The sequence below is a fragment of the Streptomyces sp. NPDC002835 genome (genome assembly GCF_053591995.1).
On the sequence record NZ_JBSFUW010000011.1, the window covers coordinates 196,966 to 220,965 of the forward strand.

Genomic DNA, 24,000 nt, shown 5'->3' on the forward strand with positions numbered 1-24,000 from the left:
TGCGCCCGCCGGCAGCTCACAGCCACTCGAGGAAGACCGTGCCGAGGTTCAGGAAGTCATGTGAGACGTGCACGGTCTCCCCGTCGGACGTGAAGGCCCGGGGTTCCTCGCTAGATCACGCTGAAGGGCAACTCCGCCGCTTCGTTCTCCTTTTGGACTTCGCGTTCCGCCGATGCGAACGGACCGATGGACAAGTAGTCCAGAGCCCACCCCGTCGCTGCGGCAACGAGAAGAAAGGCGACCGAGGCGATCAGCGTCCGTTTCCTCTTCCGGGGGGAGGCGGACGGATCCACGCCCAATTGTGCGGCCGTTAACGCCGGATAGCTCTCGTCGGACGTCTCACCGGTGCTCGCTGGGGCACTGCGCCGCCGGGATTCTCCAGGGAAGCCGTTGCCCGGAGTGCTGCCGTCGGCGCTGCCGCCCGTCGGCCTCGAAGCGGTCGTTCCCTGTTGGGAGTTCTCACCTCCGCCCGGCCCCGGCTCCCCGGTGCCGCCTGAAGGTGTCGCTGCCGTCATCTTCCATCCCCCGGTGATCAAGGCACGTCATCACTCAACTGCTCGTGCAGAGCTCCTGTTCGGGAGTCGTGGCCCCACCGGCTCACCCTACTTTGAAGCTCCGTCACGCCACAGATGAGCGAGCGGCACCGCTCAGCCCGTCCATGTCGGTCAGGGCCACGCCGTCCGGGCGCTCGTCCTTGCGCGCCACATACGGAAGGACCCGGATATTCGAAGTCGAGCTCTGGATTTCGTCCTCGCGCACCCGTGACGGCGACCCACAACCCCCCGTTACCCGATCACCTGTCCGCATCCACGCCGAGGAGCCGCATGCATCCCGTACGCCGCCCCGCGCCCGCTCATCCTGCGTTCGGAGAACGCCGCCGCCTCCTCGGCCGCCTCCACTCGCCCTGCCGTCGCCTGCGCGGCCTCCCCCGCGGACGGCGTACGACCGGATACGAGGTACCGCCGTGTTCGTGGCCCGGTCCGGGACCGGTGAACCGCACCATGCCGAGCCGGACGGGCCCGTCGTACCGGACACTGAACCGGCCCACGTCGGGAGGCACTTGGTGAAGAGGTTCTTCGGACCGGTGAAGATGGCCGAGCCGCGGGTCTCCGACGCCGAACGGGAGCTGTTCGGCGGCCCGCTGCGCTACGACATGGGCTGGTCCCAGCACGAGCACGCGAGCCTGGACCTGACCATGATGAGCGCGCTGCGCTCCATGCCCGCGCTCGTCGGAGCCACCCTGCGCCTGGCCTGGCAGGCCGACCGGCGGGCGCTGCTGGCCGTAGTGGTCAGCGAGATCGGCCAGGGCATCGCCGCGGCCGTCGGGCTGCTCGCGGTCAACGCTGTCATGCACGCCCTGCTCGCCGGCACGGGCGACGCCGCCCAGCGGCTGCACGCGCTGCTGCCCGGGCTGCTGGCCGCCGCAGCCGTCGGCGTCGTCAATTCCGCACTGGCCGCGTGGTCGACCTCCCGCGCCGGGCGCCTGGAGCCGAAGGTCGAGCGGATCGCCACCACCCAGTACTTGGCCGCCGCCGCCGGCGTCGAGCTGGAAGCCATCGACGACCCCGACTTCCGCCGGCTGGTCGACATCGCCCAGCACGGCCCCGACTCCGCCCGCCGTATGATCGGCGCCTGCGTCGCCGCGCTCAACGGCCTGATCTCCCTGATCGCCACCGCCGGCGTCCTCGCGGTCCTGCACCCCGTCCTGCTGCCCATGCTGATCCTCATCGCCGCCCCGCGCGGCTGGGGCGCCATGCGGGTGGCCCAGGAACGGTACGTGTCGGTGATGAGCTGGATCGAGCACGTGCGGGCCGGCCGCCTCATCGGCAACCTGCTCACCGAGCGCACCGCCGCCCAGGAGGTCCGCCTCCACGCCGTCGGCGCCTTCCTCCTCAGCCGGTACCGGCGCATGGCGGAGAGCGCCGAAGCCGAACAGGAACGCCTCGCCTCCAGCAAAGCCCTGACCGAATGGGTCGCCTCCGCGCTGTCCGGCCTGGCCATGGCGGCGACCTACGGGTCCATGCTCTGGCTGATCACGGCCGGGCAGATGAGCCTCGCCATCGCCGGCACCGCAGTGATCGCGGTGCGGACCGGGTCCGCGAGCCTGGGCGCGCTGGTGATGAACATCAACCAGCTGCACGAGGAATCCCTCTACGTCCGCGACCACGGCCGCTTCCTCACGCAGGCAGCGCAGCGCGCCATCCCCGCAGGCGGCGCTCCGGTCCCCGAGCACATCCGGGAGGTCGTCCTCGACCAGGTCACCTACCGCTACCCCGACCGTGACACGGCCGCCCTGGACCGGGTGTCGCTCACGCTGCCGATGGGATCGGTCACCGCCGTCGTCGGTGAGAACGGCTCCGGCAAGAGCACACTGATGAAGATCCTTTCCGGTCTGCTGCTGCCACAGACCGGCACCCTGCGCTGGGGAGAGGCGGACATCACCGGCCTCGACCGCTCGCAGGTCTTCGAGCGTGTCTCCCTGCTCACCCAGGACTTCCAGCGCTGGCCCGTGACCGCCGCGATGAACATCCGCCTCGGCCGCCCCGACCACGCCGCCACACCGCAGGACCTGCAGCCATCGGTCGACTACGCCGGCGCCGCCCCCGTCGTCGCCAAACTGCCCGACGGCCTGCAAAGCCTGCTGGCCCGCATGTTCCGTGGAGCCATCGAACTCTCCGGCGGCGAATGGCAGAAAGTGGGCCTGGCCCGCACCCACTGGCGCAGCTCGACCTCGCAGGCCGACAGCATCCTCATCGTCGACGAGCCCACCTCCGCCCTCGACCCCGAAGCCGAGATCGAAGCGTTCGACCGCATCCGCCGACTCGCCGCCCCCGACCGGGCCGTCGTCCTGGTGACCCACCGCATGTCCGGCGTCCGCCACGCCGACCACATCTACGTCCTGCACCACGGACGCCTCGCCGAACACGGCACGCACGCCGAACTCATCGCCGCACACGGGCGGTACGCTGCCATGTTCGACGCCCAGGCCGCCCAGTACGCCCCCACCGCCACCATCCCGAACCCCACCGCACCCACCGTCGCGGATCCCGCATGACCCGACCGACCACAGGGCCCGCCGTGACAACACCCCCGCCACCGACCACGACGGGGCCTGCGCCCCGCGCCACCAGCCGGCCGATGGGGCGGTGCGGCAGGGCTCAGGTGCGGGCTCGGGCGGGGATCCCGAGCATAGAATGAGGGGAATTGCCCGCCTTTGGGATTGTGTCTCGCTGACGCCTGTCCACCACGCCATGGGCGCACGTGTGGGAAGCAGGCGCGGCGGGCGCGTCCCCGCCGTGTGACAGGTCGACCCGTATGGCTTCGCTGGAAGATTCCGCCCGCATGCTGCGCGCGCTGCTGCAGCAGAGTCATCTGGCCCCGTTCGAGGAACTCCCGGGCATGGTGGCCCGCTGCGCGGGCGAGGCCGGCCTGCGCGACGTGCGGATCTTCGTGGTGGACATGCGGGAAGAGGTGCTGCGCGAGGCGACCGGGCGGGGTCGGAACGCCGGGGAAGGGGGGCAGGAACTGCGGATCGACACCACCTTGGCGGGCCGTGTGTTCTGCGCCGTCGAGCCGCTGTCCGCCCCGGCCGACGGGCGGGTGCGGCACTGGCTTCGGGTGACGATCGCGGCGACCATGGAACCCGCCTACGCGACCGCGGGCGACGCCTTCGACTACGCGCTGGCCGGCGACACCGTCCACCTGGCCGTCTTCGACGCCATGGGCCACGACACCTCGGCCGGCCTGACGGCCAACCTGGCCATGGCCACCTGCCGCAACCAGCGGCGCCGGAGCAAGAGCCTCGCCGAGACCCGCGACGCCATCGAAACCATGCTGACCGATCAGTTCGCCCACACCCGCTACGCCACCGCCGTACTGGCCGACCTGGACCTGTCCACGGGCCTGCTCAGCTGGATCAACTGCGGCCACCACCCTCCCATCCTGATCCGGGACGGACGCTGGACCACCCACCTGGAATGCGACCCCACCCATCCGCTCGGCACCGATCTGGACCTGCCGGCCACCGTGTGCCGTGAGCAGCTCGAGCCCGGCGACCGGCTGCTGCTCTACACCGACGGCGTCATCGAAGCCCGCGACGCGAACGGGCGGGAGTTCGGACGCGACCACTTCGTCGACTTCGTCATCCGACACCAGGCCGAAGGCCACGCCGCCCCCGAAACCCTGCGCCGCCTCGTCCACGCCGTCCTGGACCACCACGACGGGCGCCTCACCGACGACGCCACCGTCCTGCTCTGCGAATGGCACGGCCCCGCCGCCCCGACCACGGCGAAGGACTACGCCGACTGAGGATCGCCCCTCGCGTGCGTCGGGGTCGGGGCACGGTGTGCTCCGTGACGGCTCGATCCCGCTGCTCGGTCCCTGCGGCGCCGCGGCGCCGCAGGGACACGGTCAGTCGCTCAGGTCGGGTTTACCGAAGAGGACGGCGTAGCCCGAGGGGAGCTGGCTGATGATCTGGTTGAGCTCGCCGGGGGAAACGGCGTCGGCCAGGGTGCTGAGTACGGCACTGGCGTCCCACTGGGCGGTTTGCGGACGGGCCCCGGTACGTTCTCCCACCCGTCGGCAGAATTCTTCGACGCCGTACGACTCGGCCCCCTGGCCCCCGTCGACCCTGAGAGCGTCCTTCAGCGCACCGGGCAGCTGGGCCGACAGGTCCTTGGCCTCCCCGGGCGTGATGCGGTGCGCCAGGATCTCCAGCACCGCCGTCGTGATCTTGGCGGCTTCCGCCTGATCCGCGTACTCACCGCGCTCACGCACCCGAGCCAGGAATTCGTCCTGCCTCATCGGTCTCTCCTCGGTTCGACAGCGGCGCACCCGACCGATCCGGTTCTTCCCCGGTCAGGTCCCGGGCTTCGTATCCCGTACCCGGGGGCCGAGGTCGTGTGCCGGCCCGGCGCCGGCGCCTCGCAGCGACGCCGTCCACCGGACGCGCCGACCTCGTCACTCCGGGATTCCACCCGGAGGCGGCGGGACCTGGCCGCCCTGCTGAGCACCCTGCCCCGGCTTCGTCCCCTGGCCTGGCTGGGCGGGCTGCCCGGGCTGGAGCGTCTCGCCGGTGAGCTGGCGACGGCCGCCGATTTCGATCTTCCGTCGCTGTGTCTTCTCCGTTTTCGGAATCCGGAGGGTGAGGATGCCGTCGGTGAGGTCGGCATCGATGTTGTCGCTGTCGGCCCCCGCCGGGAGGCTCGTGCGGTAGGAGAACCGCCCGGTCCGGCGGCTGAGCACCTTGCCCCGCTTCTCCTCGCTCAGCTCACCGGTGATCGAGAGCTCGTCGCCCTCCACCTCGATGTCCACGTTCTCAGCCGGAACACCGGGCAGTTCGGCCCGCACCACGTACGCGCCCTCTTCCTCCGCCTCCTCCGCCGTCGGCATCCACACACCCCCGCCGGCGGCTATCGGGGCCGCGGCCTGCTCCAGGAGCTTGCCCATCTCGCTCCACATGTTCTCGAACTCGCCGAAGGGGTCCGTCCAGGCCGGCCGGCGCCGTTCCGGAGCGCCACCTCCGCGTCGTATGGGCAGGGCCATGACTGCCTCCCACCGTGAGATCTGACCTCGTGCCGGGCGGGTAACCGCCGACCTGGCGATCAAACGGCCTTGACGACGGCGGAGCCGCCCACTGCTCCCGCTTCAGCTGTTGCCCGGTGCCCGGCCGGCTCACCGGCGAGCAGAGGAAACTCCGGCGGCTCTCATCGCCGTGCACCTGCTCGAACAGGACGCTGACACCACTCAGCGCCCTGACGCCGACCGGGCCGGCCGCTTGACCCTGCGACCCGGAGCGAGGTGAGCCGCACTGGAAATCCTCCCGTCCCGGCGTACAGAGCACGTACATATTCCGTCCAGCGGGCCCCTTGCAGAATGGCAACGCCCGCCGCCCACGCGGCCCCGCAAGAACGCATTGCCGCAGTACTGGTATGGCAGGCCTTCGTGTTGGAAATCTGATTCGACCAGTGAATCCAAGGGGAAAACACATGCCAGAAGCCGGCGGCTCAAAGGGTTCGACCGTATCCGACGACCCGTTCCTGTCCACCGTGGACAGGGTGTGCGCATGGCTCGGTTCCGCACCTGAGAAGGTCGACGCCCTGTCGGGCAGCGAGCGGAGCCGCGTCCTGGGTGAGGTGGCCGACATCAACACCGCGGCGGCCGGGGGTGACATGGGCGCGCTGTACGCGCAGCAGTATCTGCTCGACCAGATCTACCAGCTGTACACGAAGCTCCCGCGGCAGCAGAGCGCCGAGGGTTCCGTCGTCGTCTACGAGATAGCCCGACTCCTGGAGACCGCCACGGCGGCCGCCCAGGACCGGCTGATCGAGCCGGGCCTGCTCGAGGAGGCACCCACGGAGCCTCGTGAGTACCTGACCTGGCTCAAGAACACCGCTCGCGGCCACCGGGTGTACAAGCACCCCTACTACCACCAGTTCATCCGCAACACGGCCACGCACAGCGACCTGCGGAACTACGTGATGCAGGAGTCGGTCGTCGACGGCCGCTTCGACGACCTGCTCGCCATGCTGCAGGTGGGTACCGCCGGCGCGGCCAAGATGGAGATAGCGGCCAACTTCTGGGACGAGATGGGCAACGGCGACCACGAGCAGGTCCACACCCACCTCTTCAACAAGATCTACGAGGTCTTCGAGATCTCCGAGGACGAGCTCGCCCGCTCGCTCACCGCCACCTCGCTGCTCAACGGCAACCTCGCGGTCATGCTGTGCCGTCACCGCACGATGTACCCGGAGGCCGTCGGCTTCCTCGGCATGACCGAGTGGATGGCGCCGGACCGCTTCGTCCAGGTCGTGCACGCCTGGGAGCGGCTGGGCCTGCCGGAGGTGGGGATCACCTACCACAAGCTGCACATCACCATCGACTCCCAGCACGCGCAGGGCTGGTTCCACAACGTGGTGCTGCCCGCCGCCGAGTCCGCGGACATGCGGCGTGCCATCGCGCGCGGCATCCTGTGGCGGCTCAACTCCTCTGCCGCCTACCTGGACGAGCGCATGCCTTCCGTCGCCGCCTGACGTCCGACGTCCGACGCCCGACGACATCACTCTTTTCTGGAGGAGAGATCATGGCACTTGGCAGCGAACGCTTCGCCATCATCGACCTGCCGGAGGTCTCGGCCGACATCCTGCCGAGCTACGACGACTGCCCGGTCGACGAGTACATGGGCAACGGCACCCGCTTCAAGCGGTTCTCGCAGTACCGCCTGCGCCCGCAGGGCGACGACGCGTGGTCGTTCGAGCGCCTCGCGCACCGCGACTACACGACGTACAAGAAGTTCAACTCGGTCGGCGGCGGCATCCGCCGCGTCTACGAGCCGATCAAGGTGGACTTCACACCGCTGATCGAGCACGGCGTCCGTGAGTTCGGTCTCGACCGGTCGGAGGACTGGCAGATCAACGTCCACCAGAACCGGACCCGCGCCGACGGCGGGAAGCCCGGCCCCCTCACGCCCGAGGGCGTGCACCACGACGGCCACGAGTTCGTGATGATCGCGATACTCAACAAGGTGAACGTCGCCGGCGGCACCACCCGGCTGTGGATCCCCGGCGCCGACGAGCCCTTCTGGAGCGGCACGCTCGAGCCGGGTCAGGCGGTCCTCCTGGACGACCGCGCGCTGGCCCACGACGTCACCGACGTGCTCTCCGCCGATGGCGGTCCCGGCCACCGCGACATCGTGATCGTCGCCTTCTCCCGGTGGGCGGAGAAATGGTACGGCGAGGAGCACGACGCCGCAGCGCTCGCCGAGCAGTGATCCCGGGCGCCGCCCCGGGGTGAGGCACCACGCCTCGGGGCGGCGCCGCGCCCAGCAGCCAAGGGAGATCCTCCGTGATCGACTTCTTCAAATATCAGGCAGCAGGCAACGACTACTTGGTGATCGACCCTCGCAGCACCGACTTCCCCCTGACCCGTGAGGCGATCCGGCTGGTCTGCGACCGGCACCGGGGCATCGGTGCGGACGGCGTCCTGTACGGACCGCTGGAGACGCCCCGCCCCGGTATCCCGGTCACGCTCGATCTGTACAACTCCGACGGGTCCGACTGCGGCAGAAGCGGCAACGGCCTGCGGATGTTCGCGCTCCACCTCGCCGGGCAGGAGGCGGGTGCCTGGGCCGACGGGCGCGAGTTCATCCTCCGTACGGCCGCCGGCGACTGCCCCGTGCGGGTTCTGGACGCCGCCGAGGGCCGTGTGGAGGTCGGCATGGGCCGTCCCAGTTTCGACGCCGCCGATCTGCCCCTGCTCCAGGACGACGGCGTCCCGTACGGCGGCCGGGCGGTGCGCGTGCCGCTGACCGTGGACGGCGACGAGCTGACGGTCACCTGTGTGTACAACGGCAATCCGCACACCGTGGTCCTCGTGGACGCCCCGTCCGCGGACCTCGCCCGGCGGCTCGGCCCGGGGATCGCCCGGCACCCGCGGTTCCCGAACGCCACCAATGTGCAGTTCATCCGGATGGTGGACCGGTCCGTGATGGAACTGGAGGTCTTCGAGCGTGCCGCCGGATATGTGACGGCGTCCGGCAGCAGCGCCTGCGCCGCGGTGTCGGCGGCCCGCGAACTGGGGCTGTGCGACGGCCGGGTGGAGGTACGGATGCCGGGCGGCAGTCTGGAGATCACGGTCGCCGAGGACGGCGCGGTCACGATGACCGGCGACGCCGAGCAGGTCGCGGCCGGTTCCTTCGCCCCCGCCCTGCGCGCACGGCTCGACCGGACCGCGACCGCGACAGCGACCGCGTCGGCGAGGGCCGTACGGTGACTCTCTCCTCGTACGCGCGGGAGTCGCGCGACTATCCGGTCCAGCGGTGGGTCTTCGAGGACGCCGTGGGCCGCTTCGACATCGACCTCGGGGACAGCAACATGGTCCCCCGACGTCTCGACGCGCTCAACGTGCCGTCCGGGCTCGAACTGGACTACGGCCACGACCGGGGCCTCGACACCCTGCGTGCCGCGGTCGCCGGGCTCTACGGGGGCTCGGCCGAATCGGTGCTCGTCACCGTGGGCGCGCAACAGGCGCTCTACCTCGTCTACTCCGCGCTGCTGACCCCCGGGTCCCGGATGATCGCCTTCCGGCCCGGCTGGCAGCAGTCCTGGGACGTGCCGCCCGAGTTCGGCTGCAAGGTCGACCTCGTCGGCTTCCGGCCCGATCTCAGCTTCGACATCGAGGCCGCCGAAGCGGTGGCCGGGCCGGACGTGAAGCTGATCGTCGCCAACAGCCCGTGCAATCCGACCGGTCGGAGCATCGCCGAGAAGGACCTGCGCGGCCTCCTCGCACTGGCGTCGCGCACGGGGGCACATCTGCTGCTCGACGAGGAGTACGCGCTCGACCTCTCGCGCTCCGCCGCCGTCGGCGCCGACCGGGTGATCTCGGTGTCGAGCCTGTCCAAGGTGTACGGCTTCCCGGGGCTGCGGGTCGGCTGGCTCTACGGTCCTCCGGACGTCGTGGAGCTCTGTGCCCGGCGCAAGTTCCTGTCCACCATCTCCAACTCGGTGCTGTGCGAGACGCTGGCCGTCGACGTCCTGGCCCACCGCGAGGACCATCTGCGCGCCTACCGCGAACTCACCGGCCAGGGGCTGGAGCTGGTCCGGGACTTCGCCCGGCGCAACGCGGACGCGGTGACCCTCGTGGAACCCGAGGCCACCCCGTTCGCCTGGCTCTGGCTCACCACCGGCGAGGAGCCGCTGGCGATGTGCCGCAGGGCCCTGGACCTGGGCGTGCTGCTCATGCCCGGCGAGACGCTCGGGGCCACTGACGGCTTCCGGATCTGCTTCGCGCGCTCCGCGGAGACCGTGACCGAGGGGCTGAGCCGCGTGGAGCGGGTACTCAGACCCACGTCGTCCGTGACCGGTCCGGCCAGGCCGGCTCCACCGCTGAACCGCTGATCCGCCGAGGCCCTCCCGGTCGCCCGAACCGAAGGGCCGCACGGGCCGGCCAGGGTCCGGTTCCCGCTTTCCCTCTCCCGTACCGCCCCCGCCCTACCCCGCGATGCCCGCCCTACCCGCTCTGCCCGCTCTGCCCGCTCTGCCCGCTCTGCCCGCTCTGCCCGCTCCCTGCCGCACCGGGGCCCGGGTCGCTCACCCGCGCCCCCTGGGCGACCACCGTGAACAGCCGAACGGAGTTCTGTGACGATGAGCCTGCACACCGCCGAGTCGCGCATCCAACTGTCCTTCGGACAGGAGCAGTTGTGGTTCCTCGATCAGATGAGTCCCGGTGAGACCACCTACAACGTCCCCATCGCCTACCGGCTGCGCGGTGCGCTCGACACGGCCGCCCTGGAGGGCGCGCTCAATCTGCTGCTGAAGCGCCACGAGCAGCTGCGGGTGACCTTCCACGCGGCCGACGGTGTCCCGTACCAGGTCGTCTCGCCGGCCGAGGACCGGCCGCTGCCACTGCGGGACCTGTCCGGGCTGGCGCCCGACGAGGCGGAGAGCGAGCTGCGCGAGGCGCTGCAGACCGAGGCGGACACGCCGTTCGACCTGGCCGCCGGACCGATCTCCCGGTTCCAGCTCTTCCGGCTGGCCGACGACCATCATGTGCTCAGCATGAGCTTCCACCACATCGTCACCGACGGCTGGTCCGGCGGTGTGGTCAGCCGTGAGATCTCCCAGGCGTACGGCGAGCTGGCCGCCGGCCAAACGCCCGCGCTGCCGGAGCTGACCATCGGCTACGGCGATCACATCCAGCGGCAGCGCAAGCAGCGGGCCGACGGGGTGTGGGAGGAGGAGCTGAAGTTCTGGGAGGAGCGGCTGGCCGGTCTCGAGGCGCTCGAACTGCCCGCCGACCGGCTGCGGCCGGCCGCGCCCACGCAGAACGGCGAGACCTTCGTGGTCGACTTCCCGGCCGAACTGCTCACGAAGGCCCGGGCCTTGGCGCACGAGCAGGGCGGCTCTCTCTACATGGTGGTCGCCGCGGCACTGAACGTCGTGCTGAGCCGCTACAGCGGGCAGGACGACATCGCCCTCGGGGTGCCCATGCTGGGCCGTACCGACCCCGAACTCGAAGACGTGGTCGGCCTGTTCATCAACATGACGGTGCTGCGCTGCGACCTGTCGGGCGAGGTCACCTTCGCCGAGCTCCTCGAGCGCATCGCCGACGCGAACCTCGATATGTACGACAACCAGGACGTGCCGTTCGACCACGTGGTGGACCGTGTGCAGACGACGCGGGACGCGGGGCGCAATCCGCTGTTCCAGATCGCCTGCCAGCTCCTCGGCGAGGCGGCGACCGGCGACGCCCTGGAGCTGGCCGGGCTGACCTCCGAGTCGATCACGCTGGCCACCTCCCGCTCGCGGTTCGACCTGTCCTTCAGCTTCGTGGAGGGCGCCGAACGGCTGCGTCTGATCGTCGAGTTCGCGACCGACCTGTACGACCGCTGGCGCGTCGAGGCCATGATCGGGCACTTCCAGAACGTGCTCGCCGCCGCCGCCGACGCGCCGGAGACCCCGGTCTCCGCGCTGCCGCTGCTCTCCGAGGCGGAGCGCGCCGAACTCCTCGAGGTGGGCCGCGGCGCCGACTTCGACTACCCGACGGAGCCGGTGCACGCGACGATCGCCCGCATCGCGGAGGAGAACCCCGACCTGGTCGCGGCGGTCTGCCGCGGCAAGGAGATGACGTACGGCGAGCTGATGCGCAGGGCCGGCAAGCTCGCCCGGTACATCCGCTCCCGGGGCGTGCGCCGGGAGAACATCGTCGCCATCGCGATGGACCGCGACCTGGACGCGCTGGTGGCGATCCTCGGTGTCATGGTGTCCGGCGCCGCGTACACGATCATCGACCCTTCGCACCCCAACGCCCGCCTGGACTACATGCTGCGGGACACCGACTGCCCGCTGGTCATCACGCGGGCCGGCTCGGTGGGTGACCTGCCGGAGTCGTGCGGCTGGGCGAGCGTCTCCATCGACACCGACTGGGACGCCATCGAGGCGCAGCCGGACGACGAGACGCTGGAGGAGTGGGCCGAGCCGGACTCGCTGATCTACGTCCTCTACACCTCGGGGTCCACCGGGAGCCCGAAGGGCGTGATGATCGAGCAGCGGGGCCTGCGGATGTTCATCGAGGCGTACCGGCGCAGCTTCGGCGAGTGGACCACCGAGGACCGGCTGCTGCAGCTGCCCGCGCTGACCTTCGACATGTCCCAGGGCGAGATCTTCGCCGGCCTGATCAGCGGTTCGGCGCTCGTGCTCGTGGCGCCGGAGGACGCGTCGTCCCCGGAGGCCCTCGGCTCCCTCATCCGTGACCAGCGGGTGACGTACGCCGGCTTGTCGCCCGCGATCCTGTCGGTGGTGGAGTCGGGACCGTACCCGGATCTGAAGTACATCATGGGTGGCGCGGAGGCACTGCCGGCCGAGCTGGTCAACAAGTGGAACCTGCCGGGGCGCATGTTCGTGAACCTCTACGGCCCCACCGAGGCGTCGGTGGCGACCACCGAGTACCTCTGCGAGCACAAGGAGTGGCTGTCCTCGCCGCCCATCGGCCGGCCCGAGTTCAGCCGTCTGCACTACGTGGTGGACAAGGATTTCAACCTGGTGCCGGTCGGTGTCCCGGGTGAGCTGCTGATCGGCGGCGACGACGGGCTGGCCCGCGGCTACCTCAACCTGCCGGAGCTGACGGAGGAGAAGTTCGTCCCCGATCCGTTCCTGGGCGAGGGCCGGGTCTACCGCACGGGCGACCTGGTGCGCTGGACCCGCGATCTGCAGATCGACTTCATCGGACGGCTCGACAACCAGGTCAAGCTGCGGGGTCTGCGGATCGAGCTCGGCGAGATCGAGTCCGGTCTGCTGACCCACCCGAAGGTCCGGATGGCCCTGGTCCTGCTGCGTGAGGACTTCGGGGAGAAGCAGCTCGTCGCGTACTACACGGTCCTCGGCGACACCTCGCCGACGGTGGCCGAGCTCCGTGAGCACCTGGGCAGCACGATGCCGGAGTACATGGTGCCGACGGGCTGGGTGGAGCTGACGGAGTTCCCGCTGACCCCGGCCCGCAAGATCGATCGGGCCAGGCTCCCCGCCCCGGCATCGGGTTCGGGCGACGGGACGGCCGGCTTCGTCGCCCCGGTGACCGCGACCGAGGAGAAGGTGGCCGAGGTCTTCGGTGTCGTACTGTCCATGACGCAGGTCGGGGCGGACGGCAACTTCTTCGAGCTGGGGGGCAATTCGCTGCAGGCGATGCGCGTGGTGAGCCGGCTCAACAAGCACTTCGGCGTCAAGGTCAACGTCCGTCTTCTGTACGGTGGCGCCACGGTCGCCACGGTCGCCACCGCCATCGACGCGCTGGTGGAGTCCAAGGCGGGCACGCGTGCTTGAGGTCCCACGGGTGGCCATCCCGTTCCCACAGGCCCCGCACGCGCCGCAGGCCCCGCACACCTTCCGCCACGGCGCCGGCTCCGGATCCGGTTCCTCCCCCGACTCGGCGCAGGCCGTGCTGCTGCGCCAGGGAGTGGCGCAGCTGAACCGGACCGACCCCGAACTGGGGCTGCTCCTCGACCGTGAGGTGGAGGAGCAGGCCATGACCCTGGCCATGGTGGCGTCCGCCAGCGTCGCGAACCCGGCCGTCCTGGCCACGGGCGGCGCCGCCCTGTCGAACGTGACGGCCGAGGGCTATCCAGGGGCCCGGTACCACCCCGGCGCCGGGCGGTTCGACGCGGTGGAGCGACTGGCCGTGGAGCGGGCCGAGCACGCGTTCGGGGCGCGGTACGCGAATGTGCAGCCGCACTCCTGTTCCTCGGCCAACCAGGCCGTGCTGGCGGCGCTGCTGCCCCCGGGCGGGGTGCTGCTCGCCCTCGACCTGGACTCCGGCGGCCATCTGACCCACGGGTCCGCCGCCTCGGTGACCGGACACCACTACCGGGCCGTCCACTACGGCCTCGACGAGCAGGGGTTCATCGACTACGACCAGGTGGCCGAACTGGCCCTGGCCCACCGTCCCCAGGTGCTCATCGCGGGAGCCAGCGCCTATCCGCGGACGCTGGACTTCGCCCGGTTCCGCGCGATCGCGGACTCCGTCGGGGCATACCTGGTGGCCGACATCTCGCACATCGCCGGCCTGGTGGCCGCCGGGGAGCACCCCAGCCCCATCGATCTGGCCCACGCCACGACCACCAGCACGTACAAGCAGCTGGGCGGGCCGCGCGGCGGGCTGATCCTCATGGGCTCGGAGTACCGGGCGCCCGGCCCGGACTCCCGCCGGACCCCGCTCGACCGGCTGATGCAGCGCGCGGTCTTCCCGCGGTCCCAGGGAACACCGAGCCCGGCGTCGGTCGCCGCCAAAGCGCACGCGCTCAAGCTGGTGGCGCAGCCGGAGTTCCGGGAGACGATGCGGCTGGTGCGCGACGACGCGGCGGCGCTCTCCGACGCCCTGGCCGGGTACGGCTACCGGGTCCTGACCGGCGGCACCGAGAACCACATGGTGCTGCTGGACATGCTCGACCGCGGCATCACCGGTTTCGTCGCCGAACGCGCCCTGGAGGACTGCGGAATCCTCACGAACCGCAACCGTATTCCCAAGGACACCAAGGCCCCGCTCGTCGCCAGCGGTCTGCGCCTGGGCACCAACGTGCTGGCGCAGCGCGGCATGGGCCCTGCCGAGATGCGGGTCTGCGCCGGTCTGCTGCACGAGGTGCTCATGGGCACCACCGTGCTCGGCGACACGGAGTTCCGCACCGACCCCGAGGTGCGCGACCGGGTGGTGGCCGAGGTGGCCGCCCTGTGCCGCACCCACCCTCTGCCCTTCGGCGCCGGCCTCGGCCCCGCCGAGGGCTCCGACCGCGAGGCAGGAGAGAGGTCTTGAGCCGGAACACGACGCCCGTGACGCCTCCCGCACCGACACCCGCGACGCCTGCCGCACCGACGCCCGTACCGGCGCCGCCCGCGCTGCTGCCGGCGGACCGTCCGCGACGACCCGGAGCCGCTCCGGACCGCGGCGGCTCCGCCCGGCTGCCGCTGGGCCCGTCGGCGCGGACCGCCCCGCCGGAGTTGCTCCTGGCCGGCTTCACCGCGCTGCTCCACCGCTGGACCGGTCAGTCCGAGTTCGGCTTCGTCGTCACGACACCCGCTTCGGGGAGGGTCCGGCTGAGCCGGACCGTCCCCGAAGGGGCGACGCTGGCCGGGCTGGCCCGCGACGCGGGGGCCGGGCGGCAGCCCCTCGACGAGTCAGACGAGTCAGCCGGGCAGGACGAGTTCGAGCTGATGCTGTACGCGCCGGGCGAGAGCGAGGACGGTCCGCCGACCGCGGAGCTGCGGTACGCCCCCGAACTCTTCGACCGGTCCACCGTCCTCCGCCTCCTCGCCTCCTACGTCACGCTCCTGGAGGACGGGCTGACCGACCCGGAGCGACCGGTGGCGGAGCTGCGGCTGCTCCCGCAGGACGAACTCCACCGGATGCTCGTCGAGTGGAACGACACGGCGGCGGAGCTTCCGCACGACGTGTGCCTGCACTCCGCCTTCGAGGCCCGCGCCGCAGAGGCCCCCGACGCCCTCGCTCTGGTGGGCGGCGCCGGGGCCGGAGCCTGGACGTACCGCGCCGTCAACGAGGCGGCGAACCGGCTCGCCCACCACCTGAGGAACCTGGGCGTCGGCCCGGACCGGCGCGTCGGCGTCTGCCTGGACCGGAGCGCCGAGCTGCTGATCGCCGTCCTCGGGGTGCTCAAGGCGGGCGGCGCCTATGTGCCGCTCGACCCCGACTACCCGAGCGAACGCCTCGCCACCATGGTCGCGGGCACGTCCTGCGCGGTGGTGATCAGCCGGCGCGGGCCGGCCGAGAGCCTCCCGCCGCCGGACACCGGCCCGGGCACGCCCGTGGTGCTTCTCGACCGGGACACGGCGGTCCTCGCGGCGCTCCCCGCGCACAACCCCCCGGGCGGGGCCACGCCCGACGATCTCGCGTACATCATCCACACCTCGGGCTCCACCGGTGCCCCCAAGCCGATCGCCCTGCGCCATCGCGGGGTGATGAACAACATCGCGGACCTCAACACCCGCTTCGGCGTGGGCCCCGGTGACCGGGTCCTCGCCCTGTCGTCGCCCAGCTTCGACATGTCGGTGTACGAGTTCCTGGGGCTGACCGCCGCGGGCGGCACGGTGATCCTTCCGGAGCCGGAGCGCGCCAAGGACCCGGAGCACTGGGCCGACCTGCTGGCCGACCACCGGGTCACCGTGTGGAACTCCGCCCCGGCCCTCCTCGACATGGTCGTCGGCCACCTCGAGAGCACCGGCGCGCGACCGCTCGACGATCTGCGGCTCGCCCTGCTCGGCGGCGACTGGATCCCCGTGTCGCTCCCCGACCGGGCCAGGGCGAAGGCCCCCGCCCTGCGCTTCATCGCCCTCGGCGGTGCCACCGAGTCGTCCATCCACTCCACGATCTACGAGGTGACGAAGACCGACACCCGCTGGACGAGCATCCCGTACGGGCGTCCGATGGCCAACCAGCGCACGTACATCCTCGACGAGAGCCGCCGGCCGGTTCCCCCCGGAGTCCCCGGTGAACTCCATCTGGCGGGAATCGGGCTGGCCCGGGACTATCTGGGCCGGCCGGAGCAGACGGCGGAGCGCTTCTTCCAGTGGTCCTGCGGCGAGGTGTCGGACGAGCGCCTCTACCGGACGGGCGACATCGCCCGCTACGGGCCCGACGGCGTCATCGAACTGCTGGGCAGGGCGGACTTCCAGGTCAAGCTGGGCGGTCTGCGGGTCGAGCTCGGCGAGATCGAGGCCGTACTGCGCGCCCACGACACCGTCCGGGAGGCGGTCGTCACCACACACCCCGACGGGTCGGGCGACCGGCGGCTGGTCGCGTACGTCGTCGCCGAGGCGGGCCGGAGCGTGGAGCAGCCGGCGATCGGCGAGCACGCCGCCCGGTCGCTGCCCCGCTTCATGGTGCCGAGCACCGTACTCGTCCTGGACGAGCTGCCCCTGACGCCCAACGGCAAGGTCGACCGCAAGGCCCTCCCGGCCCCGCCCGACGACCTCGCCGAGCCCGGGGCGGGCTACATCCCACCGGCCACGGAGACCGAGAAGACGGTGGCCGGGATCTTCGCGGCCGTGCTCGGCGTCTCGCGGCTCGGGGCGGACAGCGGCTTCCTCGCCGTCGGCGGCAACTCCCTTCAGGCCATGCGCGCCGTCACGCGGCTCAACAAGCACTTCGGGGTCGGGGTGAACGTCCGTCTCCTGTACGGCGGAAGCACCGTCACCAGCATCGCGCAGGTCATCGACGAGCGGCTCGCACAGCCCGCACCCACTCCGAACGGAGCCTCCACACCATGACCGAACCCTCCGCCGGCAGTCTCGTCGCCCTCCGCGCGGAGGGTGACCGGATCCCGCTCCACTGTGTCCATCCGGTCTCCGGTTCGCCGTTCTGCTACTCGGCGATGGCGCACCGACTCCGCGCCGGGCAACCGGTGTTCGGGTTCGAGGCGCCGGGGTTCGACGGTGTCTTGGAGCCCCTCACCTCGATCCGGGCCCTGGCCGAGCTGCACACGGCGTCGCTCCGTGCGGCCCGCCCGCACGGCCCGTACCAGCTGCTCGGCTGGTCGCTCGGCGGCGTCGTCGCCCATGAGATGGCGCGCATGCTCGCCGCAGCGGGAGAGGAGGTGCCGCTGCTCGTCATCGTCGACGCGGCGCTTCCCGGGACGCAGTCGGTGCCGCCCGACGACGAGCTGGCCCGCTACTTCCTGTACGACTTCCTCGGCGTGACCCGCGACCGGGCCCCGGGTGTCGACAAGGCGCTGACCGGCGTGCGTCCGGGGGCGGAACCGGCCGAGGTCTTCGCGGCGGCCGAGCTCCACGGCGCCGTGCCGGAGGAGTTCGACGCGGAGTTCCTGATGGAGCGGTACGCCCTCTTCCGTACGCATGTCGTGGCCATGCGCGAGCACCGTCTCGACGCGGTCCACGACGGGCCCGCGATCCTGATCAAGGCAGAGGACTCGGTGGAGCGGCTGCTCGACTGGAGTCCGTACGTGAGCCGGCTCACCGTCCACACCGCACCGGGCGACCACCACTCCGTGTGGCAGGGCCCGGGTCTCACGGCCATCAGCGCCCTCGTCGACCAGGCCCTGGAAGAGGTGACTCCAGCATGACGGAGCACGGCACGCCCACGGCGTCGGCCCCCGCGGCCGAGGCGGAGGCGCCCCCTCGGTCGCTCTGGCGCGACAGGGACTTCATGGTGTTCTGGACCGGCGAGGCGCTCTCCCTCTACGGCACCCAGATCACCCAGCTCGCGCTCCCGCTGACCGCTGTCCTCGTCTTCGGGGTCGGGGCCGGGGAGCTGGGCATGCTGCGGTTCGCCCAGCTGGTTCCCTTCCTCGGCCTCGCGCTGCTCTTCGGCGTCTGGGTGGACCGGATGCGCAAGCGCCCGGTCATGCTGGGCGCCAACGTGGTGCGGATGGTGCTGATCGGCCTGGTCCCCGTCCTGTACGAGCTGGACCTGCTGACGCTCCCGACGCTGTACACCCTGGCGCTCGGCATCGGGGTGGCGACGGTGCTCTTCGACGTCAGCTGGATGTCGTACGTACCCGTCCTGGTGAAGGACCGGCGCAGTCTGCTGGAGGCCAACACCAAGCTGAACGCCACGCTCTCGTCGGCGGACATCGCCGGGCCCGGGCTCGCCGGCCTGCTGGTGAGCGCGTTCTCCGCGCCGTTCGCCATGGCCGCCAACGCCTTCTCGTACGCCCTGTCGGTACTGTCGCTGATCCTCATCAGGAAGCCCGAACCGGCCCCGGAGCCGCCCGCGGAGAAGCGCCGGCTGCGTGCCGAACTCGCCGAAGGGCTGCGGTGGGTGTTCGGCAACCGGTGGCTGCGGGCGATGGGGCTGGTCGGCTGCTCCTGCAACTTCCTGCTCACCATGGTGCAGACGCTGTTCCTGCTGTACGCGGTGCGCGACAAGGAGCTGTCCGCCGCCGCGGTCGGCTTCGTCATGGGCGCGGCGGCCGTGGGCGGGCTGCTGGGCGCGCTGGTGTCGGGCATGGTGGTGCGCCGGCTGTCGGTGGGCACCGCCTACCGGGTGTCGGTGTCGATCATCTTCCTCGGCCCCCTGCTCGTTCCGGCGGCGGGCGGTCCGCGCTGGCTGCTCGTGGGCCTGTTCGTGGCCTCCTTCTTCCTGGAGTACTTCGGCGCCAGCGTCTCGAACGTCCTCATCGTGAGTCTGCGCCAGACCATCACGCCGCAGCACCTGATGGGACGGATGACGGCCGCGATGCGCATGCTGCTGTACGGCGGCGGTGCGCTGGGCGGACCTGTCGGCGGTCTGCTGGCGGCGGTGGCGGGGCTGCACGGCGCCCTGTGGATCGGTGGTCTGCTCTCCGCCGCGATGCTGATCCCGATCTTCCTGTCCCCGGTCGGCAAGCTGCGCACCATGCCGACCGGACCGGAGGACGCGGCCCTCACCTCGACGTGAGATCCGTCGGCCGTGTGACGTCCTCGCGCTGGCGGAACGCGGCCCTCCGGAGCACCGCGGCCCGGCGCAGCACGAGGGCGTAGCCCTCGCCCCGCTCCTTCTCGGCCCGGTCCTCCTCGGTAGCCCGCTCCGGCGCGCCGACCGGCCGTGTCTCGGCGAGGCGCGAAAGGGCGGCCCGGCGGTTCAGCATCGGCTCGCGCTGCGCGCACTCCGCCGCGTAGATCCCCACGAGGTCGTGGAGGCGGTACTGATGACCGTGGTCCTCCAGGAGGTGGCGGCTGACGAGTGTGTCGAGCAGCCGTCGGGCGGTGTCCCGGTCCGTGTCGGCGAGCGCCGCCGCGAGGGGGACGGTGATCGGCCCGTCCTTGGCCAGGCCCAGGAAGCGGAACATCCGCGCCGCCTCGGCGGACAGCGCCTGGTAAGAGGTCTCGAACGCGTCGCGGACGCTGGCCAGGGCGTCGTCCGCCACGGTGAGGCGGTCGAGCCTGCCGGTCTCCGCCGTGTACTGCTCCACCAGCGTTCCCAGCGGGACACCGGGGTTCGCCGCGATCCCCTCGGCGGTGATGCGCAGGGCGAGCGGCAGCCCGCCGCAGAGCGTCGCCAGTCGCCACGCGGTCTCCGGCTGTCCGACGAGCCGGCCTCCGGACAGGGCGGTGAGCAGGTCCGACGCCTCGTCGACGGAGAGCGGGCGGACGGTGTACGTACGTGCCCCGTCGCGGGCGGCGAGTCCGCCGAAGCGCTGTCGGCTGGTGGCGAAGAGGCATGACGAGCCGCGCGGTATCAGGGGCCGGAGCTGGTCCACGCTCAGGGCGTCGTCGAGCACGACCAGCATCCGTCTGTCGTACAGCATGCTGCGGTAGAGCGTGGCCCGGCCGGCGAGGTCACGCGCGATGCGCGTGCTGTCGGCCCCGAGGCTGGTGAGCAGTTGGAGCAGCGCGTCCGACGCGGTGAGCGGCCTGCCGCGCAGTCCGTTGCCGCAGAGGTCCACATAGAGCTGGCCGTCGGGGAAGCGGCCCGAGAGCCGGTGGGCCAGTTCGAGGACGAGTGCCGATTTGCCGACCCCGGCGGGGCCGTCGACGACGATCACGGGCGTGCTCCGCTGGGCGAACTCGTCGTCGACGAGGACCTCCAGCTGCTTCAGCTCGGCGTCCCGCCCGGTGAACCCGCGGGCCACCGGGGGGAGTTGGGCCGGCACGTGAACGCCGGAACCGAGCGAGCCGAGCCCCTCCCGTGGCCGGGGGGAGAGGCTGCCGCCGGGGAGCCGTAACTCCCGCTGTCCCGCGAGGATCCGCCGGTGGAGGTCCTGCAGCTCGGTCCCCGGCTCGATGCCCAGCTCGCTGCGCAGGAGCTGCCGGGTCTCCGTGTAGACGGCGAGGGCGTGCGCCTGCCGGCCCGCGTGGTAGAGCGCCAGCATCAGCAGCCAGCGGAGCTTCTCGCGCAGCGGCTCCTCCGCCGCGGCGCGGGAGAGGGCGTAGACGGCTTCGGCGTGCCGGCCGGCCTCGATCATGACCGCCGCCCACTCCTCGACCGCGGTCAGCCGCAGGTCGCGCAGGCGGACGCCCTCCATGGCGGCGAAGGGCCCCGGCACTCCGGAGTACGCCTCGCCCCGCCACAGCGCCAGGGCGTCCTCGTACAGCCGTAACGTCGTTTCCGCGCTCCCGCCCTCGCGTGACCTGCGGGCGTGGCCGTGGCGTTCGACGAAGAGCGCGGCGTCCACGTCCGTCGGTTCCAGGCGCAGGCAGTAGCCGCCCGGCTCCGAGGAGAGCACCGTGCTGGCCGCCCGGTTGCCGCGTCCCGGCTCCAGCGCGCGGCGCAACCGGGCCACATAGGTGTGGATGCCGTTGGCCGCCGTCTGCGGTGTGTCGCTGCCCCAGAGGGCGCCGGTGATGGTGTCCGCGCTCACCACCTCGCCAGCCCGGCTGGCCAGCACGCTCAGGACGGCGCGCTGTTTGGGCGAGCCCAACGCGACTTCCTCTCCGTACCGCCAGGCACGGACCGGTCCTAAGAGCTGTATGCGAAGAGGTGCCCCCGTGCAGGTCATGGTCCCGTTCACCCCTCAGGGTCGCGTGCTGTTCATCCGGTTCCCGGTGGTGGCCGTTCTGGCCCCGGGTGCGCGAAGGCGGCGGGTCGCGCCGCGTATCGCGTTGTTCATGAAGAGCGGTGTGTCCGCGGGCGGCGACAGGCGCGGACAGCGGCCGCCCGGTCGCTCGGGACGGCCGCGACGCCCGCGACGGCCGCCGACGCGGGCCGACCTGACCATTGCCGTGATCATGACACGCGCCGGGCCGGAGCATCCCCACCGCGTGCCGGGAGGTGAGTCTCGCAAGGCGTCACTCGAGGCATGGGCCGAATCTAATCCGGACACCATGGCGACACCAGGCCTTCAGGGAACATCGGGCAAACTCCGCAAAGAGTATGTCAATCACGCTTGTACGGAGCGGTCTTCGCCGTCATACGACACGGCGGCGCACCGGCTCCGGGACCGGGTGGCCGACCCTCCCCGGAGTGTTCCGCCGGTGTCGCTTCACGGTGGCCTCGGTGCTGCCGAGCCGGTTCACGACCCGACGGTTGTTCAGCGCCCCGGCGACCGCGGCGAGGGCCTCCCGTTCGCGAGGGCGAGAGGGAGTGCCCGCCACCCCGGACGGCCGTCTCCGGAGCGACCCTGTCCGGCAGGGCGATCACGACCTGGGGATTACATGCCACGGCTCCGGCCGCCGGGCGCGGCGCCGGACCTCCGCCCACCCCCGACTCCACGGAGTCTCCGCAACTGTGCATGAAACAGAGCGAGTTGTGGCACGTCTGTTCACGGACAGCCCATAGATCGCCGGCTTCCCCTCAACATCGTTCGCACCGGGAAGGACCTCTGTGCACGCATCACATCGCAGAGCCGTGGCCACCCTGGCCGCCGCCGCTCTCGCGACCCCGCTCCTGCTGGTCTCCGCCTCCCCCGCCGCCTCTCAACAGGACAGGCCGGGCAAGGACACCGCCGCGCTGTCGAAGGCGCTCGTTCGCGAGGCGTCCGCCGAGGACGCCTACCGGCACCTGAAGAAGTTCCAGGCGATGGCCGACTCGGCCGGCGGTCACCGCGTCGCAGGCTCGCTCGGGCACGACGCCTCGGCGGCCTACGTCTACCAGCAGCTGAAGAAGGCGGGCTACCGCGTCTCGTACCAGAAGTTCGACTTCGTCTACACCCAGACCCTGGCCGAGAAGCTCTCCACCGTCACGCCCGCCCCGCGCGACATCGAGGTCAGAGCCTTCACGTACACCACGTCGACACCGGTCGGCGGGGTCAGGGCCGAGGTGGCGGCCGTCCCCGTCGACGCCGACGGCACCACGGGCTGCGAGGCCGGCGACTACGCCCCGGGCACCTTCACCGGCAGGATCGCGCTGATCAGGCGCGGCGGCTGCGCCTTCGCCGTCAAGCAGGAGCGGGCCGCGGAGGCGGGCGCGATCGGCGCCCTGATCTACAACAACATCGACGCCGGCTACGGCCCGCTCTCTGGCACGCTCGGCGACCCCGCCGCCGCCAGGATACCCACCGGCGGGATCAGCAAGGCCGAGGGCGAGACGCTCGCCGCGGACCTCGCAGGCGGCCCGGCGACGCTCTCCTTCGAGATCCGCCAGCTCCAGGAGAACCGTTCCACCAACAACGTCATCGCCGAGACCAGGCGCGGCAACGCGGCCGACACCGTGATGCTCGGCGCCTCCCTGGACTCGGTGGTCGCGGGCCCGGGCATCAACGACAACGGTTCCGGCTCCGCCGGGCTGCTCGACGTCGCGCTGAAGCTGGCCGCGAAGGAGAAGAACCCCCGCAACAAGGTGCGCTTCGCCTGGTGGTCGGCCGCCGAGAGCGGCCTGGTCGGCTCACACCACTACGTCGCGAACCTCACGCCGCTCGCCAAGCGGGAGATCAGGCTCTATCTGAACTTCGAGTTGATCTCCTCGACCAACGGCGGCATGTTCGTCTACGACGGCGACAATTCGGACGGCGCCAACACCCAGGCCGCCCCGGCGGGCTCGGCCGTACTCGAACAGGACATCACCGCGTTCCTCGGCAAGCAGGGGCTGCCGCACGCCGGCACGCCCTTCGTCGCCCGCTTCGACTACGGCCCGTTCCTCGACGCCGGCATCCCCTCGGGCGGGACGTTCTCCGGCGCGGAGGCGCTCAAGACGCCGGCCGAGGCCGAGAAGTTCGGCGGTACGGCGGGGGTCGCGTTCGACCCGAACTACCACGCGGCCGGCGACACTCTCCGCAACGTGGGAATGACGGTGCTCGACCGCAACATCGACGTCATCGCCAACGCGGTGGGCACGTACGCGCACGACCTCAGCACCCTGAAGCAGCCGGTCGCCGGTGCGCGGACGGCTGCGGACGCGGACGCGGTGTCACCGCCCGGCGGCTCCGGCCCGCGTGACGGGAGCGCCTACGGGGTGACCGAGTAGTCCGGCGCCGGCGCCGGGCCGCGCCCGGTGCCGGCGTCCCGATCGACGGCCCCGGCACCGGGAGGTGCCCCGCCCCGAGGCACCAGGCACCGGGGCCGTGCCCCGCCGGACACCCCGCTCCGGGCGGGCCCACAGCACCGCCGCCCCACCGCGTCGCCCTCACCA

At 71.4% G+C, this 24,000-nt stretch carries 15 protein-coding genes; 12 read left to right on the forward strand and 3 right to left on the reverse strand.

Annotated features, from left to right (window positions below):
• The first annotated feature begins 1,063 nt into the window (after positions 1 to 1,063).
• Positions 1,064 to 3,055, forward strand: a complete 1,992-nt coding sequence (locus tag ACWD01_RS15280; protein ID WP_451161855.1) for an ABC transporter ATP-binding protein — start codon at positions 1,064 to 1,066, stop codon at positions 3,053 to 3,055.
• A 260-nt stretch (positions 3,056 to 3,315) separates the two neighbouring features.
• Entirely contained in the window at positions 3,316 to 4,308 is a 993-nt protein-coding gene (locus tag ACWD01_RS15285; protein WP_451161857.1) for a PP2C family protein-serine/threonine phosphatase, read from the forward strand.
• 102 nt (positions 4,309 to 4,410) lie between these two features.
• Here ACWD01_RS15285 and ACWD01_RS15290 read toward each other — a convergent pair whose 3' ends face one another.
• Both ACWD01_RS15290 and ACWD01_RS15295 read right to left on the reverse strand, forming a co-directional pair.
• Complete coding sequence (locus ACWD01_RS15290) at positions 4,411 to 4,803, reverse strand: DUF2267 domain-containing protein (RefSeq protein ID WP_451161859.1); 393 nt, start codon at positions 4,801 to 4,803, stop codon at positions 4,411 to 4,413.
• A 156-nt stretch (positions 4,804 to 4,959) separates the two neighbouring features.
• Positions 4,960 to 5,544 (reverse strand): Hsp20/alpha crystallin family protein, encoded by a 585-nt coding sequence (locus ACWD01_RS15295; RefSeq protein ID WP_451161861.1) that lies wholly within the window; start codon positions 5,542 to 5,544, stop codon positions 4,960 to 4,962.
• A 443-nt stretch (positions 5,545 to 5,987) separates the two neighbouring features.
• On the opposite strand from ACWD01_RS15295, the gene ACWD01_RS15300 reads away from it, so the two are divergent.
• From ACWD01_RS15300 to ACWD01_RS15340, 9 genes are all read left to right on the forward strand, one after another.
• Positions 5,988 to 7,031, forward strand: coding sequence for an iron-containing redox enzyme family protein (locus ACWD01_RS15300; protein WP_451161863.1), 1,044 nt, complete (start codon positions 5,988 to 5,990; stop codon positions 7,029 to 7,031).
• 50 nt (positions 7,032 to 7,081) lie between these two features.
• Positions 7,082 to 7,768: a 2OG-Fe dioxygenase family protein gene (locus ACWD01_RS15305; protein ID WP_451161865.1), complete on the forward strand. Its 687-nt coding sequence runs from the start codon at positions 7,082 to 7,084 to the stop codon at positions 7,766 to 7,768.
• 74 nt (positions 7,769 to 7,842) lie between these two features.
• Positions 7,843 to 8,769, forward strand: a complete 927-nt coding sequence (gene dapF, locus ACWD01_RS15310; protein WP_451161867.1) for a diaminopimelate epimerase — start codon at positions 7,843 to 7,845, stop codon at positions 8,767 to 8,769.
• A complete protein-coding gene (locus ACWD01_RS15315) occupies positions 8,766 to 9,893 on the forward strand; it encodes a pyridoxal phosphate-dependent aminotransferase (protein WP_451161869.1) in 1,128 nt (375 codons plus the stop codon). The genes dapF and ACWD01_RS15315 overlap by 4 nt, the downstream gene beginning before the upstream one ends.
• A gap of 246 nt (positions 9,894 to 10,139) precedes the next feature.
• A complete protein-coding gene (locus ACWD01_RS15320) occupies positions 10,140 to 13,313 on the forward strand; it encodes a non-ribosomal peptide synthetase (protein WP_451161871.1) in 3,174 nt (1,057 codons plus the stop codon).
• Complete coding sequence (locus ACWD01_RS15325; protein WP_451161873.1) at positions 13,306 to 14,796, forward strand: serine hydroxymethyltransferase; 1,491 nt, start codon at positions 13,306 to 13,308, stop codon at positions 14,794 to 14,796. The genes ACWD01_RS15320 and ACWD01_RS15325 overlap by 8 nt, the downstream gene beginning before the upstream one ends.
• Positions 14,793 to 17,264 carry a non-ribosomal peptide synthetase gene (locus ACWD01_RS15330; protein ID WP_451161875.1) on the forward strand — a complete coding sequence of 824 codons (2,472 nt, stop codon included), beginning with the start codon at positions 14,793 to 14,795 and terminating at the stop codon, positions 17,262 to 17,264. Before ACWD01_RS15325 ends, ACWD01_RS15330 begins: the two co-directional genes overlap by 4 nt.
• The gene (locus ACWD01_RS15335; RefSeq protein ID WP_451161877.1) at positions 17,261 to 18,076 is read left to right on the forward strand and encodes a thioesterase domain-containing protein; all 816 of its coding nucleotides are present in this window, start codon (positions 17,261 to 17,263) and stop codon (positions 18,074 to 18,076) included. Before ACWD01_RS15330 ends, ACWD01_RS15335 begins: the two co-directional genes overlap by 4 nt.
• Positions 18,073 to 19,392 carry an MFS transporter gene (locus tag ACWD01_RS15340; RefSeq protein ID WP_451161879.1) on the forward strand — a complete coding sequence of 440 codons (1,320 nt, stop codon included), beginning with the start codon at positions 18,073 to 18,075 and terminating at the stop codon, positions 19,390 to 19,392. The genes ACWD01_RS15335 and ACWD01_RS15340 overlap by 4 nt, the downstream gene beginning before the upstream one ends.
• Here ACWD01_RS15340 and ACWD01_RS15345 read toward each other — a convergent pair.
• Positions 19,379 to 21,355 (reverse strand): BTAD domain-containing putative transcriptional regulator, encoded by a 1,977-nt coding sequence (locus ACWD01_RS15345; RefSeq protein ID WP_451161881.1) that lies wholly within the window; start codon positions 21,353 to 21,355, stop codon positions 19,379 to 19,381. The two genes, ACWD01_RS15340 and ACWD01_RS15345, sit on opposite strands and share 14 nt — an antisense overlap.
• 902 nt (positions 21,356 to 22,257) lie before the next feature.
• Between ACWD01_RS15345 and ACWD01_RS15350 the strand changes: the two genes are divergently transcribed.
• Complete coding sequence (locus ACWD01_RS15350) at positions 22,258 to 23,835, forward strand: M28 family peptidase (RefSeq protein ID WP_451161883.1); 1,578 nt, start codon at positions 22,258 to 22,260, stop codon at positions 23,833 to 23,835.
• Positions 23,836 to 24,000: the final 165 nt, after the last annotated feature.

What these genes read in the sequence shown, in the direction of transcription:
- ACWD01_RS15285 (WP_451161857.1), top strand. Translation starts at nt 3,316, where the DNA reads ATGGCTTCGCTGGAAGATTCCGCCCGCATGCTGCGCGCGCTGCTGCAG.
- ACWD01_RS15290 (WP_451161859.1), bottom strand. Translation starts at nt 4,803, where the DNA reads ATGAGGCAGGACGAATTCCTGGCTCGGGTGCGTGAGCGCGGTGAGTAC.
- ACWD01_RS15295 (WP_451161861.1), bottom strand. Translation starts at nt 5,544, where the DNA reads ATGGCCCTGCCCATACGACGCGGAGGTGGCGCTCCGGAACGGCGCCGG.
- ACWD01_RS15300 (WP_451161863.1), top strand. Translation starts at nt 5,988, where the DNA reads ATGCCAGAAGCCGGCGGCTCAAAGGGTTCGACCGTATCCGACGACCCG.
- ACWD01_RS15305 (WP_451161865.1), top strand. Translation starts at nt 7,082, where the DNA reads ATGGCACTTGGCAGCGAACGCTTCGCCATCATCGACCTGCCGGAGGTC.
- ACWD01_RS15320 (WP_451161871.1), top strand. Translation starts at nt 10,140, where the DNA reads ATGAGCCTGCACACCGCCGAGTCGCGCATCCAACTGTCCTTCGGACAG.
- ACWD01_RS15335 (WP_451161877.1), top strand. Translation starts at nt 17,261, where the DNA reads ATGACCGAACCCTCCGCCGGCAGTCTCGTCGCCCTCCGCGCGGAGGGT.
- ACWD01_RS15340 (WP_451161879.1), top strand. Translation starts at nt 18,073, where the DNA reads ATGACGGAGCACGGCACGCCCACGGCGTCGGCCCCCGCGGCCGAGGCG.